We start from the raw sequence: 12,743 nt of genomic DNA, 5'->3' as shown, positions 1-12,743 counted from the left end.
ATCGCGGCAATCGGTGGCGATCAACAGGCTTTTGAACATATGGCTTTAGGCAGAGAGGGAGGTAGCCAGCAACAGCGACCTGCCTTAGGGGGGCAATCTCAGGCTAACACCTCGCACGCCTGGGGCTGTCCTTCTCTACCGCGGCTTTCGCTCACCGATAGGGATCCGCCAAGTTGCGAAACTGGGTGTACTGGCTTTCAAACAAAAGGCGCACCGTGCCCGTGGGGCCGTTGCGGTGTTTGGCAACAATTACCTCCGCAATTCCGCGATCGCTGGTGTTGGGATCGTAGTACTCGGGCCGGTAGATCATCATCACCACGTCGGCATCCTGCTCGATGCTGTTGTGCACCAGCAGGCCGTTGGCCACAAAGTTGTGGTGGCGGGGCATCTCGATGTCGTAAACCGGTTGCGGCTCCCCCGGCTCGCTAATGAAGACGACGGGATCCCAGATCAACCCCTCCTGCACCACCACCGCCACCTCCTCCTCCAGTTGCAGCTCGTCGAGGGTTTTCCAGCCGTCCCGAGTTAGGAAAGGGTGGTTGCCAGTGGCACGAATGGAAAAGTTGAGGCGAGTTTTTAGAAGACATGTGGGCTGCCGCCCACTGCAAAATACCCTCACTGGCTGTTGGGGCACCAGCCGCCCGCGCCCATTGAGGCTGAGCAGGCGCGGCAGTTCTGCTGAAGGCGGCAGGGCTGCCAGTTGCTCCAGCCGCCAGATCTTGCCGCGATCCACGTCCCTCACGCGGGTATCGCCGGCTAGACAACCCGACTCCCGCAAATCTGCCAGTTGCGGACGCTTGTCTGAGCGCGACTCCACTGCCCGGCTGAGCTGAGATAGCACCAGCACCGGCACCCTCAGCTCTTTGGCTAGCGCCTTGAGGCCGCGGGTAATGCGCGACAATTCCTGCACCCGGTTGTCGGACTCAGATCCCTGGATTAGCTGCAAGTAGTCGATCAACACCAACCCCAACGTCCCTCCTTGCTCCACCTGCAGACGCCGCGCCTTAGAGCGAATTTCTGTAACCGTGCAGTTGGGCGTGTCGTCGATAAACAAAGGCAGTTGCGACAAAAAGCCAATCGCCTGCCCCAGGCGTTGCCACTCATTCTCGCTGATGCGCCCGGATCGCAGACGGCTACTATCAATGCGCGCCTCGCTGGCCAAGAGCCGCTGCACCAGTTGCTCCCGCGACATCTCCAGGCTGAAGATGGCCACCGGTTGCTTGACGTAGGCAGCCACATTTTGGGCAATGTTAAGAGCCAGGCTGGTCTTTCCCATCGAGGGACGGCCGGCTAGGATGACCAAATCCGACCGCTGCAAGCCCTGGGTCAGGTTGTCGAGGTCAATGAATTTGGTCGGGATCCCAGGGATCTGAGCCCCGCTCTGGAACCTCTCCTCCAACTCTGAGAAGATGTTTACCAAAACTTCCGAGGCTGGAACAAGGCTGCGCTGCACCCGTTCCTGGGTGAGGCTGAACACCTCTTGCTCGGCTCGATCCAGGAGCTGAGGGAGAGGCTGGCTAGTGTCGTAGGCCAGACGCGCCAAGGTGTTGCTGACTTGAATCAGCCGGCGGCGCATGTATTTGTCCACCACCAGACGGGCATACTGGTCGATGTTGACACTGCTAACCGTCTGCTCCACTAGGCGGCGAATTGCCGCCGTTCCTCCCACCCGCTCCAAGAGCTGGTGATCTGCTAACCAGGCAGAAACAGTGGTCAGGTCAGTGGGCTGGCCCTGGCTGTACAACTGCAGAGCAGCTCGGTAGATCTCCTGGTGGGCGGAGAGGTAGAACATCTCAGGCCGCAAGAGCTCCGCCACCCGCGCCATCGCCTCAGGGTCAAGGAGGATGCCGCCCAAGATCTCCTCCTCAGCTTCGATGTTCTGAGGCGGAAGCCGATCCCCACCGGTCAGGTCGTAATCGCTAATCACCACCAGCCAGGGTAGAAAAACCAAGCTCTCCCCCGCTCTCCGACTGCTAGGCTGCACACCCTAGCGCAGCGGGCCAAGTGGGCATAGCCGTCTGAACCAGAACCTCTTTTCTACTCAGGCGTGACCTGAATGCGCAGCGTAGCAGTAACCTCGGGGTGTAACTTCACCTGCACCAGGTAAACCCCAGTTTTCTTGATCTCCTCATCGAGTAGGACATTGCGGCGGTCAATATCGAGGCCACTGGTAGCTAGCACCACCTCGGCAATATCGCTGGCAGTTACCTGTCCAAAGAGCAGGTCTTTTTCGCCCACCTTCTTGCGGATGACAAAACGGCCAATCGTCTCCAAAGCCTTTTTGTAGTTTTCCGCCTGTTGCTTCTCAGCCAGCTTGCGGGCTGCTTCCTGCTCCCGCCGCATCTGCTGCTCCTTGAGAAGTCCAGGCGTAAGCCGCACCGCCATCTGCCGCGGGAAAAGGTAGTTGCGGGCATAGCCCGGCCTGACACTCACCACCTCTCCCGGCTTGCCGAGCCCAGGAACCGCCTGGCGCAGCATCACCTGCACATCTTTTGCCATAGGAGGAAGGCACCCACTCTCTTGACAGTCCTCTATTCTAGGCATTCCCCCGACCAATGTCAGCCCAGCCCCAGCCTCCCCCTGGGGTCTCTACCCTGATTAAGCCCGACAGTCGCGACCTCGGCTGCTGGGCCTAGAAATAACCTAGAAATAACCTGAATTTAACCTCTTGTTAACCAAAAAAGGGTTGACCTTACGTTACATTTAACGGCTGAGTTGCAAAGGCTGCGGTCTCAACGAGATCGTGTGCTTTCTTCGGCCCAGTGGACTGAACTCTTGGAGTTAGGTTTCACAGTTGCAGCTTTTTGACCTGGGCTAGGACACGCTCTTCAGTGGAGAGATCTCTGTATGTTGATGTCGCATTCCTTGGGTCGTCGTTCTTTCCTTAAGTCCTTGTCGGCAGTTGCTGCTGGTTTTGCGGCAAGTCAGGCCGGCTGGCAGCGAGTGTTTGCCCAGCAGAAGACGATAACCATCAACGGCGCTGGAGCTACCTTCCCGGCCCCCCTCTACCAAACGTGGGCCCAAGAATTTGGCAAGAAAAACCCCAACATCCAAGTCAACTACCAATCGGTGGGGAGCGGCGCTGGCCGTCAGCAATTTGTGGCCCGCACTGTCGACTTCGGCGCCACTGATAGCGTGCCGCGTCCTGAGGAGATTAGCAAGATTGAGAGTGAAGCCAACCCTCCCAAGGGCATGGTGGCCGTGCCTATGGTGGGCGGGGCATTGGTGGCAGCCTATAACGTCCCCGGCGTAGGTCCTGAAATTCGCCTCTCTCGCCTGGCGCTGGCCAATATCTTCCTGGGCAAGATCAAGAAATGGAACGATCCGCTGCTGGCTGGCCTTAACCCAGGGGTGACTTTCCCAGATCTGCCGATTACTGTTGTGCACCGCTCTGATGGCAGTGGCACCACCGACATCTTTACCACCCACCTCAGCGCCATTAGCCCCGAATGGCGGCAAAAAGTGGGCCGTGGCTCTTCCGTGAACTGGCCAACTGGCGTGGGAGCTCGCGGTAACGAAGGCGTTTCTGAACAAATCAAGCAGATTTCTGGCTCAATCGGCTATGTGGAGTACGGCTTTGCTAAGCTCAACAAGCTAAATTTCGCTCGCCTGGAAAACCGGGCAGGCAAGTTCGTCGTCCCCAAAGTTGAGACGGAGCAGGCAGCGCTGGCGAGAATCAAGCTCGACGAGCGGCTGCTGGGGGTTGACCCAGATCCCGCAGGGGAAGACTCCTACCCCATTGTGGGCTACACGTGGATCTTGGCTTACCAAGTCTACCCCAAAGCTGAAACCTCCAAGGCTGTCAAAGAGTTTCTTCGCTACGGCCTCACCGAAGGGCAATCCTTTGCGGAGCCGCTGGGCTATGTGCCTTTGCCGGAGGAAACGCGAAAGAAATCTCTGGCTGCCCTGGAAAAAATCACTCCGTAGAGGTTTGTACCCCCTACCCAGCAGATGACCACTACCCCTACCCAGCAGATGACCACTACCTTTTCGGAGAGCAGTTCTCTATTTCGGCCCCGGCCCGTCTTCCAGCGCCGGCGCGACTGGCTATTTATTTGGGCAACGCGGATCGCCGTCTTTTTCTCGGCTTTCCTACTGTTGTGGATTGCCCTGGAGATTGGGATTCAGGCGCTACCTGCCATTCGGAAGTTCGGGCTGGGCTTTTTCTGGGGCACCACCTGGGATCCTGTTGTGAACGACTACGGTGCTTGGCCCCAGATCTACGGCACACTGGTAACTTCTCTGATTGCTCTGATCGTGGGCGTTCCCTTAAGCTTTGGCATCTCCATCTTTTTGAGCGAGGACTTTTTGCCCAAGCCTTTGCGCACAGCCTTGATCATCGTGGTGGAGCTGCTGGCAGCCATTCCCAGTGTGGTCTACGGCATTTGGGGGATGTTTATCTTCATCCCCTTCTTCCGCCCTGTACAGATGTTTTTGTTCCAGCACTTCAACTGGCTGCCCATTTTCAGCACACCACCAGTAGGGCCTGGGATGCTGACATCGGGGGTTGTCTTGGGGATCATGATCATCCCCATCATTACTGCCATCGCCAGGGAAGTGCTGGTGTCCGTTCCGCCAGAGTTGCGGGCGGCTGCCTATGCGATGGGAGCCACTCGCTGGGAAGCCATCTTTGGTGTCGTGCTGCCGGCAGCAATTGGCGGCCTCCTGGGAGCGGTGGTTTTGGGTTTGGGACGCGCCCTAGGGGAGACGATGGCAGTAGCGATGCTGATTGGGAATGCCCGCGGCGTTAGCATCTCGCTTCTGGCTCCTGCCAGCAGCATCCCAGCCCTATTGGCCAGCGAGTTTGCGGAAGCGGGCCCCGAGCAGGTTGCAGCACTTATGTATGTGGCCTTGATTCTGTTAGCCATCACTCTGGTGGTTAACATTGCGGCGGAGCTGATGATACGCCGTGTCAAGTTTGCGCTAACAGCTTCGTGGGAGTAGAGGAACATGACGGCGCAAGTGCAGGCGGTAGAGCAAGACAATTTGTTTAAGCGCAGAGCGAAGCCCTGGCAGCGCATCTTCTTGGATGTAGGAATGACAGCGCTGACAGCTATCTCCAGCATCTTCGCCATTTTTGTGCTGGCTCTCATCCTCTACTACGTTTTCACCAGGGGCATCGAGCGCCTGAACTGGCAGACGCTGACCCAGCTTCCCCCTCCTCCGGGCGATCAGGTGGGCGGATTTGGCAATGCGGTGCTGGGGACGATTATTGTGGTGTCGATTGCTATCTCCATCACATTCCCCATTGGTCTATTCGCAGCCATCTATCTCTCGGAGTTTGGCAAAAACAGCCCCACGGCCTCCTTTCTGCGCTTCGTTATCAAGGTGTTGACGGGGGTTCCCTCCATCATTGCCGGGGTGTTTGCCTATGGGGTGCTGGTGCTTTCCACCAAAACTTTCTCGGCCCTTGCCGGCGGGATGGCTCTATCGGTGCTGACCCTGCCTATCATCATTTTGTCCTGTGAAGAGGCGCTGCGCCTGGTGCCGGCCGATACGCGGGCTGCTGCCTATGCGTTGGGGGCTTCGCGAGTGCAGACGGTGTTTCGCGTGGTGTTGCCAGCGGCTCTGCCGGTGATCCTGACGGGGGTGACGTTGGCCATTGCCCGCGCTGCAGGTGAGACGGCGCCCCTGATCTTCACGGCTTTGTTTAGCTTTCTCTGGCCCAGCGGCTTGTTGAAGCCAGCGGCCTCGCTGGCTGTGTTGATCTACAACTTTGCCCTTGTCCCCTTTGAAAACCAGCAGAAGCTTGCCTGGGGAGGGGCTTTGGCTCTGGTGATTTTGGTCCTGATTACCACCGTCAGTTTCCGGCTCCTTGTGAGTCGTCGCCAAGAAGCCATCACTATCTAAGCCTTGCAGTGACGTTATCTTCTTTTCAACACGCCTATGCGCTCTCCACTCTCTGACAAGTCGGGCTCTCCTGAGCAATCCACCCGGTTGGAGGTTGAACTAGAGACGCGGGATCTGAGCGTCTACTACGGCTCCCACTTGGCGGTTAAGCAGGTTTCCCTGAAGATCCCGAAAAATCACATCACAGCCTTTATTGGACCCTCAGGTTGCGGCAAGAGCACTATTTTGCGCTGCTTCAACCGCATGAATGACTTAATCCCAGGGGCAAGGGTAGAAGGCTCCGTTATCTTCCACGGGAAAAACATCTACGACCCGGATGTGGATCCCTCTGAGGTGCGGCGGCGGGTTGGCCTAGTGTTTCAGAAGCCCAACCCCTTCCCCAAATCCATCTACGACAACATTGCCTTTGGGCCCCGGATTAATGGCTACCAGGGGGATCTGGACGAGCTCGTGGAGCGGGCACTGCGCCAGGCCGTTCTCTGGGATGAGGTGAAAGATAAGTTGAGGATGAGCGCCCTTTCCCTCTCCGGTGGACAACAGCAGCGTCTCTGCATTGCCCGCACCCTGGCCATTCAGCCGGAGGTAATTCTAATGGACGAGCCTTGCTCCTCGCTGGATCCTATTTCTACGCTGCGCATTGAGGAGCTGCTTAAGGAATTGGGCCGTCGCTACACGATCATCATCGTCACCCACAACATGCAGCAGGCAGCTCGCGTGTCCGACTTCACTGCCTTCTTCAACACTGAACTTGACGAGAGAGGGATCCGCTACGGACGAATGGTAGAGTTTGACCGCACCGAGAAGATCTTCAACTCTCCCGCCAACCGCGAGACGGAAGAGTATGTGAGCGGGCGCTTTGGCTAAGTCGCGGCTGACAGAAGGGATCCCGGTCGTCTATCTTGATGGAGTGGAAGGCCAGTGGCTAGGGCATGGCCGAGCGAGTCCGCCTGGATACCTGGCTGGTGGAGCGAGGGTATTTTTCTTCGCGCCAGCAGGCGCAGCGGGCTATCTTGGCGGGAGAAGTCTTCCTCAACGGAGCACGGGCGGAAAAAGCCGGGACGTGGGTAAGCGGAGATCCTGTAGTCCACATCCAGGCCAAGTCTGCTTTTGTCTCGCGAGGAGGAGAGAAGCTTCAGGGGGCACTGCAAGCTTTTCCCATTCAAGTCCAGGGTCGCATCTGTTTGGATGCTGGCATCTCCACTGGGGGCTTCACCGATTGCCTCCTGCAACGAGGGGCGCAGCGGGTCTATGGGGTGGATGTGGGCTATGGCCAATTGGCCTGGTCTTTGCGAACTGACCCGCGGGTAATCCTTAAGGAACGAACCAACTTGCGCTATCTTCAGCCAGCCGATCTCTACGGAACCGAGGTGCCCACTCCCAACTGGCCGGATCTGGCAGTGGTGGATCTCTCCTTTATTTCCCTGACTAAGGTGTTGGATCCTCTGTGGAAGCTGTTGCGCTCGCCGCGGGAAGCCTTGCTGCTAGTCAAGCCGCAGTTTGAGGCGGGCCGAGGCCAGGTGGGCAAAAGGGGGGTAGTGCGGGATCCGGCTATCCACGCCCGCGTGCTCCAGACGGTGATGCAGGCGGCAGTGAGTCGCGGTTGGCGGGTGCAGGGCTATACGTGGTCGCCTATCACTGGCCCTGCCGGCAACATCGAGTACTGGCTATGGCTTGCTGAAGGGGAAGGGATCCCTCTCCCCGACCTCGGTGCACTTCAGCAGATGAGCGAGCAGGCAAGAGCAGCTCTGTGCCCGTAGCTCCGCGCTGAGCTAAAACCCGGGGTAGACTTGACCTTGGCGGCGCTGGAACTGAAAAAAACAGGGGCACGCTGGTAGCAGATTGCTGGTGTCAAATCCAACTTGACGGAGGGAGGGAATCGCCGCCTCAATGGGTTGCAGGATTCACCACGGGTCATTTGAAGAAGCCTAAGCGGGCTCGAGCCAATTTTGCAACAAGAGTTTACGAAAATCCAGAGCTTTTTGCCTTAGTCTGTAACTCTTAACGCTCTTCTCATAGAGGCAGTGCTAGACTTCTCTTACCCAGTTAAAGGTATTGCCTAGCTGACCTAAACCCGAGCGCTCGGTTACTGAACCTCGAGAAGGGGTTGAGTTTGTTGCCTCTAGTTTTTGCCTAGCTTTGCCACTGCTTGCAGCAAGGTTAAGTCCTGTTCTTAAGTCTTTTTGAGGAGAGTTGGAGGGACGCTGGGATGAACTATCAGACGGTCTGGATCAAGGAGGAGACCCGCAACCACCAGGGTCATTTTATCCCGCAATCGGAGTACATCCTAGTCGAGGCTAACTGCAACGGCTGGGCGCTCATTTGTGCGGACAATGCCCGCTGCTACTACGTAGATCCTGAAGCCCTTCAGTTTGAGTCAGGCTGAGGCTTGCTGCTAGGCAACGGCAGGCCCTCTTTGCAGCCGTTCTTAGAGCTGGGCAAAGCGATCGGTGGCCGCCAGGAGGGCGGTGCGGATCCCAGGCTCGGTAATGGAATGGCCAGCGTCGGGGATCAGGTGAAACTCTGCCTCCGGCCAGGCCTGATGTAACTCCCAGGCGGAAAGAGGAGGGCAGACGACGTCGTAGCGCCCCTGGACGATGACGGCTGGCAGGTGGCGCAGGCGCTCTACCCCCTTGAGGAGTTGATCCTCTGTCTCCAAAAAACCGCGGTGGATGAAGTAATGGCACTCGAGGCGGGCGAGGGTCTCAGCAAAGCTCTCCTGGCCAAAGCGCTCGATGAGTTCAGGGCTGGGGATAAGCTTGCTGGTGCTGGCCTCCCAGATGGCCCAGGCACGGGCTGCCTTCAGGCGCACCTGCGGATTGGGGTCGTTAAGGCGGCGGTAGTAGGCTGCCAGCAGGTCACCCCGTTCCTCGGGGGGAATGGGCTCGAGGTAGTGTTGCCAGGCATCGGGGAAAAGGTAGCTGGCCCCCTCCTGGTAAAACCAGCGAATTTCGAAGGAGCGCAGCAGGAAAATACCGCGCAGGATAAAGCCCAGGCAGGAGTTGGGGTGGGTCTGGCCATAGGCCAAGGCGAGGGCGCTGCCCCAGCTCCCTCCGAAGACAAACCAGCGCTCAATGCCCAAGTGCTGGCGCAGCTTCTCAATATCGGCTACCAAATCCCAGGTGGTGTTCTCCCGCAGCTCGGCGTAGGGGCGGCTCCGGCCGCAGCCGCGTTGATCAAACAGCACCACTCGCCAGCGGCGGGGATCAAAGTACCGGCGGTAGAGAGGCTCGATCCCGCCCCCTGGGCCCCCGTGCAGAAACACCACTGGCTTGCCCTCTGGGTTGCCGCACTGCTCGTAGTAGAGGGTGTGCAGGGAAGAGACGGGCAGAAAGCCCTGGTCGTAGGGCTCGATGGGAGGGTAAAGCTCGCGCTGCATAGGCGGGATACTTGCTAGGGTCTACGCAGGGCAATGGTGGCCTTGGGGGGGATCCCTTCCAGAAAGGTTTCGCCGTCAGCAGCCACAATGGCAAACTGCAGCTCCTGCCCTGGCTGGGCGCCCAAATTGCTCCAGGGAATGGCCACCTCCAGGGAGGTATCTACCACGGCCTTGACCTGATGGCTGAGGGAGTGCCAGGTGTGGTACTCCCCTGCTTGGAGAAGTTGAGCCTCTACCTCCGCCGGGCGTTGACTAGGGGGCGGCAGCGACAGCCTCAACAGGTGGCGGTAGAGGTAGTTGAGAGGGGCTTCTGCGGGTAGTCCCTGCAGAGGGATGGGGCTGTTAAGGGTAATGCAGTTGGGATAAAACCAGAGCACCAGCAATTGCTTGGGCCGCTGCACCACTGAGTTAAAATCCAGCCGCAGATAGAGGTGGAAGTGATCGAAGCCATACCAGAGGCGGCGGACGGCGCTGTTGCGGTGCATGGTACCCCTGGCGGCGCTAATCTCCACCCGTCCAGCCTGGCTCCACTCCCGTTCGCTGGGACGGCCGTTGATGGCGGGATGGATAAACCCCTGCGGCAGCCGATCCCCTAGGCCGTCGTGATCCTCGAGGGGAAACTGCAGCACCGCCGGCACCGCCTCCCCCAGGGCGATGTAGATTGCCTGCAGGTGTTCCCGAAACAGCTGGTCGAAAACGGCGTCGTGGGCGGAAGAGTGCCCTGCCCCAAACCACCAGAACCAATCGGATCCCTCGGCGGCCCACAGAGCTTCCCAGGCTTGGGGGTTGGCGCGGGGGTGATCTTGAATCACCTGACGGGCCTGGGCTAAGAGCTCCCAGGCGCGGTTTTTGACGGGATCCCCAATCCAGGTGGTCAAGTCGGCCTCAATCCAGGAGCCGCTGTGCAGTTGTTCTGCGGGCAGAAACTCGGTGGGGGGAAACTGCTCCAAAAACTCCGAGACCGTCACTAGGCGCAGCGCGGGGTGCTGGCTGAGGCGGGCGTAGAGGTTTTCCAAGAAGGGCCGGCCATCTTGGGGGTAGTACTCCCAGCAATTTTCCCCATCCAGAGCAATGGTGACCAGCCAAGGCTGTTCGGGAGGCAGGCGGTTGCGGATGTTCTCCAAGTGTCCAATGAGATCCTTGGCGGCAGCGTCGGCAGGCATGGCGCTGTAGCTAAAGCCAATGAGATCGGAAAGGCGGTGATCCCGAAAGACAATGGCCAGATCCCCTGCCTCGCTCTCCAGACGGTAGGGGCGGTAGAGCTTTTCCGGCTCGAGGACATGGCCCTGCCCGTCGCGGTGAAAGGGCTGGCCCAGGCTCCAGCCCAGCACTCCCTCGTCAGAGATGATCCACTCAAAGCCCTGCTTGCGCACGATAGGCACGATAGCGGGGCTGACCGCCTGTTCGGAAGGCCACAACCCCCGCGGCTCGCGGCCAAAGCGCTCCCGGTAGATCTGCTTGGCCCGCTCCAGCTGGCTGTGGACATCCTGCTCCCAGTGGAAGGGGTAGCGGGGCAGGGGCAGGCCAGGCCGAGCCACCCGCGCCGAGCGCTCGCTCACCAATAGAGGCAAGATGGGATGGGTGTAGGGGCTGGTGGTCAGCTCCAGTTGGCCGCTACTTTGCAACTTGGCGTGCTGGGGCAGGATGGCGGCTAGGATCTGCTGCTGCTTGGCGTAGATCCGCTGCCGATCCGAAAGGGTAAAGCCAGATCCCATCTTGATCCAGCCCTCGATCTCGGGATCTTCGTGGAAGAGGGGATCAAACCAGGACAGATTGTGCCAGGCCAGGAGGTCGCTGAAGTCTTGCGGTGTCCAGTACTGTAGGCACCAGTTGATCCCTTGGGATTCCCGCTGTTCGTAGAGTTGGCGATAGCGGGGGTAGGGCTCAATCATGGTGGGGTAGTGGCTGTCGAAGAAGCGCTCGACAATAAAGCGCCGCTGCTCCAGGGTAAGCTTTTCAACGGGGGAGAGGGTCAGTTCCAAGTAGGGATCGAAGGCCGAGCCGGCCACGTAGTCTTCAATTTGCACAATCAGGGAAGGCACTAGGTTAACCGTTTGGTGCAAGCGGGGATAGCGCTCCAGCAGCAAAACCAAGTCCAAGTAGTCTTTGATCCCGTGCAGGCGCACCCAGGGCAAGCGATATTTGCCTGCCAGCGGACTTTTGTAGAGGGGCTGGTGTTGGTGCCAAACCAGGGCAACATACAGGGGGTGGGTCATGGGAGGCACGGGCTCCAACCATCACCCGGATAGTAGCCCATCTGTCCAGGTCTCTAGAGAACCAACTTGCCATTGGCCCAATTTCCCAAGACAATGGCGGCAGATGGAAAAGCCAGGCCATGACTGCTGCCACCAACGTTCTAGAACAGTCGATTGTCGTCTTCTCCCAAAACTATTTGCCCATTAGCCGGGTCAATATTAAGCGGGCGATTGTACTGCTGCTAACAGGCAAAGCAGAGCCGCTGAGGATGATGGATGTGCGGGTGTGGCAGGTGCGCTCCCCCAGCCGGGTCATCGAGGTGCCTGAGCACATTCGCCTCACCATCAAGGGCAAAGAGCGGCCCTGGCGGGTGCCTCCTGTTACTCGGCGCGAGGTTCTGCGGCGGGATCACTACACCTGCCAGTACTGTGGCAGCACCCATAACCTGACCCTAGACCACGTTATTCCTCTTTCCCGCGGTGGTTCCCACACCTGGGACAATGTGGTGACTGCCTGCGAGCGCTGCAACCAGCGCAAGGGCGACCGCACCCCCGAAGAGGCGGGGATGATCCTGCGCAGTAAGCCGCGAGCTCCCCTCCATCCGACCGTGGCCTTTGCAGAGCAGTTCTGGCGGCAACAGCAAACTCGGCAAGAACAAACCGCTAGCTACAGCCCAAGCTAGAATCGGCAAATCCCGGTTGCTATCGATGAGGATCCGCGTCGGCCATGATGACCGTAATGGAGTTTTTTGCCCTCAGCGCTGGCGAGTGGATGTGTCAGCGCACCAGCCATCACCTGGCCTTTCGCCGCTCTGAAGGGGGAAGGTCGCAGCTGCAAATTGTTACCCTGGCAGCAACCGATCCGGAAGTCATTCGGGTTTGCGAGCTGTTCAAGGTAGATCCACGGCGAGCCGTGGGGGCGGCGCGAGTCCAGTGGAATGGGGAGCAGGACTGGGACAACGAAGAGTACAAGGGCGAGGTGGTGCTGGTCCCAATTCCTGATCCTGACAACCCCATGCGCGGGCAACTGTTGCGGGATCAAGGCTATGCCGAGAAAGTGCCGGTGGCCGGTACCTACGTGATGGGAGCCGATGGCGCCCTCACCCTCTACACCGAGTACGAGATGACTGAGTCGGAGGAGCGCATTTGGTTTGCCAGCCCCAACCTGCGCCTGCGGACCAGCCTTGTTAAGCGCTTCGGCGGCTTTAGCATGGCTTCCTTCTGCTCTGAGGTGCGCAAACTCCCGCCCAGCCCCTCTCCCAGCCCAGCGGCGGCTTAGGCGCCAGCTTCCCCCTCTTGGGAGTTGGCTGGAAGGCTGGGGA

At 59.0% G+C, this 12,743-nt stretch carries 12 protein-coding genes; 8 read left to right on the top strand and 4 right to left on the bottom strand.

Annotation, left to right across the window (positions count from 1 at the left end):
- Positions 1-151: 151 nt before the first annotated feature.
- Together dnaB and rplI are read right to left on the bottom strand one after the other, a co-directional pair.
- Positions 152-1,927 (bottom strand): replicative DNA helicase, encoded by a 1,776-nt coding sequence (gene dnaB / locus NW860_RS09690; RefSeq protein ID WP_414513912.1) that lies wholly within the window; start codon positions 1,925-1,927, stop codon positions 152-154.
- A 110-nt stretch (positions 1,928-2,037) separates the two neighbouring features.
- Positions 2,038-2,499 carry a 50S ribosomal protein L9 gene (rplI, locus tag NW860_RS09685; RefSeq protein ID WP_011430393.1) on the bottom strand — a complete coding sequence of 154 codons (462 nt, stop codon included), beginning with the start codon at positions 2,497-2,499 and terminating at the stop codon, positions 2,038-2,040.
- Positions 2,500-2,847: 348 nt separating this feature from the next.
- Between rplI and pstS the strand changes: the two genes are divergently transcribed.
- The 6 genes from pstS to NW860_RS09655 all read left to right on the top strand — a co-directional run bounded on the left by pstS (position 2,848) and on the right by NW860_RS09655 (position 8,233).
- On the top strand, positions 2,848-3,927 hold the full coding sequence (pstS, locus tag NW860_RS09680) for a phosphate ABC transporter substrate-binding protein PstS (RefSeq protein WP_414513882.1): 1,080 nt from the start codon (positions 2,848-2,850) through the stop codon (positions 3,925-3,927).
- Between the two features lie 24 nt (positions 3,928-3,951).
- Entirely contained in the window at positions 3,952-4,944 is a 993-nt protein-coding gene (gene pstC, locus NW860_RS09675; protein ID WP_414513880.1) for a phosphate ABC transporter permease subunit PstC, read from the top strand.
- Between the two features lie 6 nt (positions 4,945-4,950).
- Positions 4,951-5,850, top strand: a complete 900-nt coding sequence (gene pstA / locus NW860_RS09670; protein ID WP_414513878.1) for a phosphate ABC transporter permease PstA — start codon at positions 4,951-4,953, stop codon at positions 5,848-5,850.
- Positions 5,851-5,886: 36 nt separating this feature from the next.
- Positions 5,887-6,714, top strand: coding sequence for a phosphate ABC transporter ATP-binding protein PstB (pstB, locus tag NW860_RS09665; RefSeq protein ID WP_414395110.1), 828 nt, complete (start codon positions 5,887-5,889; stop codon positions 6,712-6,714).
- Positions 6,715-6,779: 65 nt separating this feature from the next.
- Complete coding sequence (locus NW860_RS09660) at positions 6,780-7,607, top strand: TlyA family RNA methyltransferase (RefSeq protein WP_414513875.1); 828 nt, start codon at positions 6,780-6,782, stop codon at positions 7,605-7,607.
- 449 nt (positions 7,608-8,056) lie between these two features.
- A complete protein-coding gene (locus tag NW860_RS09655) occupies positions 8,057-8,233 on the top strand; it encodes a hypothetical protein (protein ID WP_414425330.1) in 177 nt (58 codons plus the stop codon).
- Positions 8,234-8,275: 42 nt separating this feature from the next.
- Here the strand turns inward: NW860_RS09655 and pip are convergent, their stop codons facing one another.
- Both pip and NW860_RS09645 read right to left on the bottom strand, forming a co-directional pair.
- The gene (gene pip, locus NW860_RS09650; RefSeq protein ID WP_414513873.1) at positions 8,276-9,226 is read right to left on the bottom strand and encodes a prolyl aminopeptidase; all 951 of its coding nucleotides are present in this window, start codon (positions 9,224-9,226) and stop codon (positions 8,276-8,278) included.
- Between the two features lie 14 nt (positions 9,227-9,240).
- Positions 9,241-11,442 (bottom strand): glycoside hydrolase, encoded by a 2,202-nt coding sequence (locus NW860_RS09645; protein ID WP_414395116.1) that lies wholly within the window; start codon positions 11,440-11,442, stop codon positions 9,241-9,243.
- A 119-nt stretch (positions 11,443-11,561) separates the two neighbouring features.
- Between NW860_RS09645 and NW860_RS09640 the strand changes: the two genes are divergently transcribed.
- Both NW860_RS09640 and NW860_RS09635 read left to right on the top strand, forming a co-directional pair.
- Positions 11,562-12,104, top strand: coding sequence for an HNH endonuclease (locus tag NW860_RS09640; protein WP_414412221.1), 543 nt, complete (start codon positions 11,562-11,564; stop codon positions 12,102-12,104).
- Positions 12,105-12,151: 47 nt separating this feature from the next.
- Complete coding sequence (locus tag NW860_RS09635) at positions 12,152-12,700, top strand: phycobiliprotein lyase (protein ID WP_414395120.1); 549 nt, start codon at positions 12,152-12,154, stop codon at positions 12,698-12,700.
- Positions 12,701-12,743 lie beyond the last annotated feature (43 nt).

Origin of the sequence: Synechococcus sp. F70.1 (genome assembly GCF_047502745.1) — a bacterium.
In the GTDB taxonomy this organism is placed as follows: domain Bacteria; phylum Cyanobacteriota; class Cyanobacteriia; order Thermostichales; family Thermostichaceae; genus Thermostichus.
The sequence above is the reverse complement of the archived record's forward strand: the minus strand, read 5'-3'. Positions and strand labels throughout refer to the sequence as shown.

What these genes read in the sequence shown, in the direction of transcription:
- NW860_RS09645 (WP_414395116.1), bottom strand. Translation starts at nt 11,442, where the DNA reads ATGACCCACCCCCTGTATGTTGCCCTGGTTTGGCACCAACACCAGCCC.
- pip (WP_414513873.1), bottom strand. Translation starts at nt 9,226, where the DNA reads ATGCAGCGCGAGCTTTACCCTCCCATCGAGCCCTACGACCAGGGCTTT.
- rplI (WP_011430393.1), bottom strand. Translation starts at nt 2,499, where the DNA reads ATGGCAAAAGATGTGCAGGTGATGCTGCGCCAGGCGGTTCCTGGGCTC.
- NW860_RS09655 (WP_414425330.1), top strand. Translation starts at nt 8,057, where the DNA reads ATGAACTATCAGACGGTCTGGATCAAGGAGGAGACCCGCAACCACCAG.
- pstA (WP_414513878.1), top strand. Translation starts at nt 4,951, where the DNA reads ATGACGGCGCAAGTGCAGGCGGTAGAGCAAGACAATTTGTTTAAGCGC.
- NW860_RS09640 (WP_414412221.1), top strand. Translation starts at nt 11,562, where the DNA reads ATGACTGCTGCCACCAACGTTCTAGAACAGTCGATTGTCGTCTTCTCC.
- NW860_RS09660 (WP_414513875.1), top strand. Translation starts at nt 6,780, where the DNA reads ATGGCCGAGCGAGTCCGCCTGGATACCTGGCTGGTGGAGCGAGGGTAT.
- pstC (WP_414513880.1), top strand. Translation starts at nt 3,952, where the DNA reads ATGACCACTACCCCTACCCAGCAGATGACCACTACCTTTTCGGAGAGC.
- NW860_RS09635 (WP_414395120.1), top strand. Translation starts at nt 12,152, where the DNA reads ATGACCGTAATGGAGTTTTTTGCCCTCAGCGCTGGCGAGTGGATGTGT.
- pstS (WP_414513882.1), top strand. Translation starts at nt 2,848, where the DNA reads ATGTTGATGTCGCATTCCTTGGGTCGTCGTTCTTTCCTTAAGTCCTTG.
- pstB (WP_414395110.1), top strand. Translation starts at nt 5,887, where the DNA reads ATGCGCTCTCCACTCTCTGACAAGTCGGGCTCTCCTGAGCAATCCACC.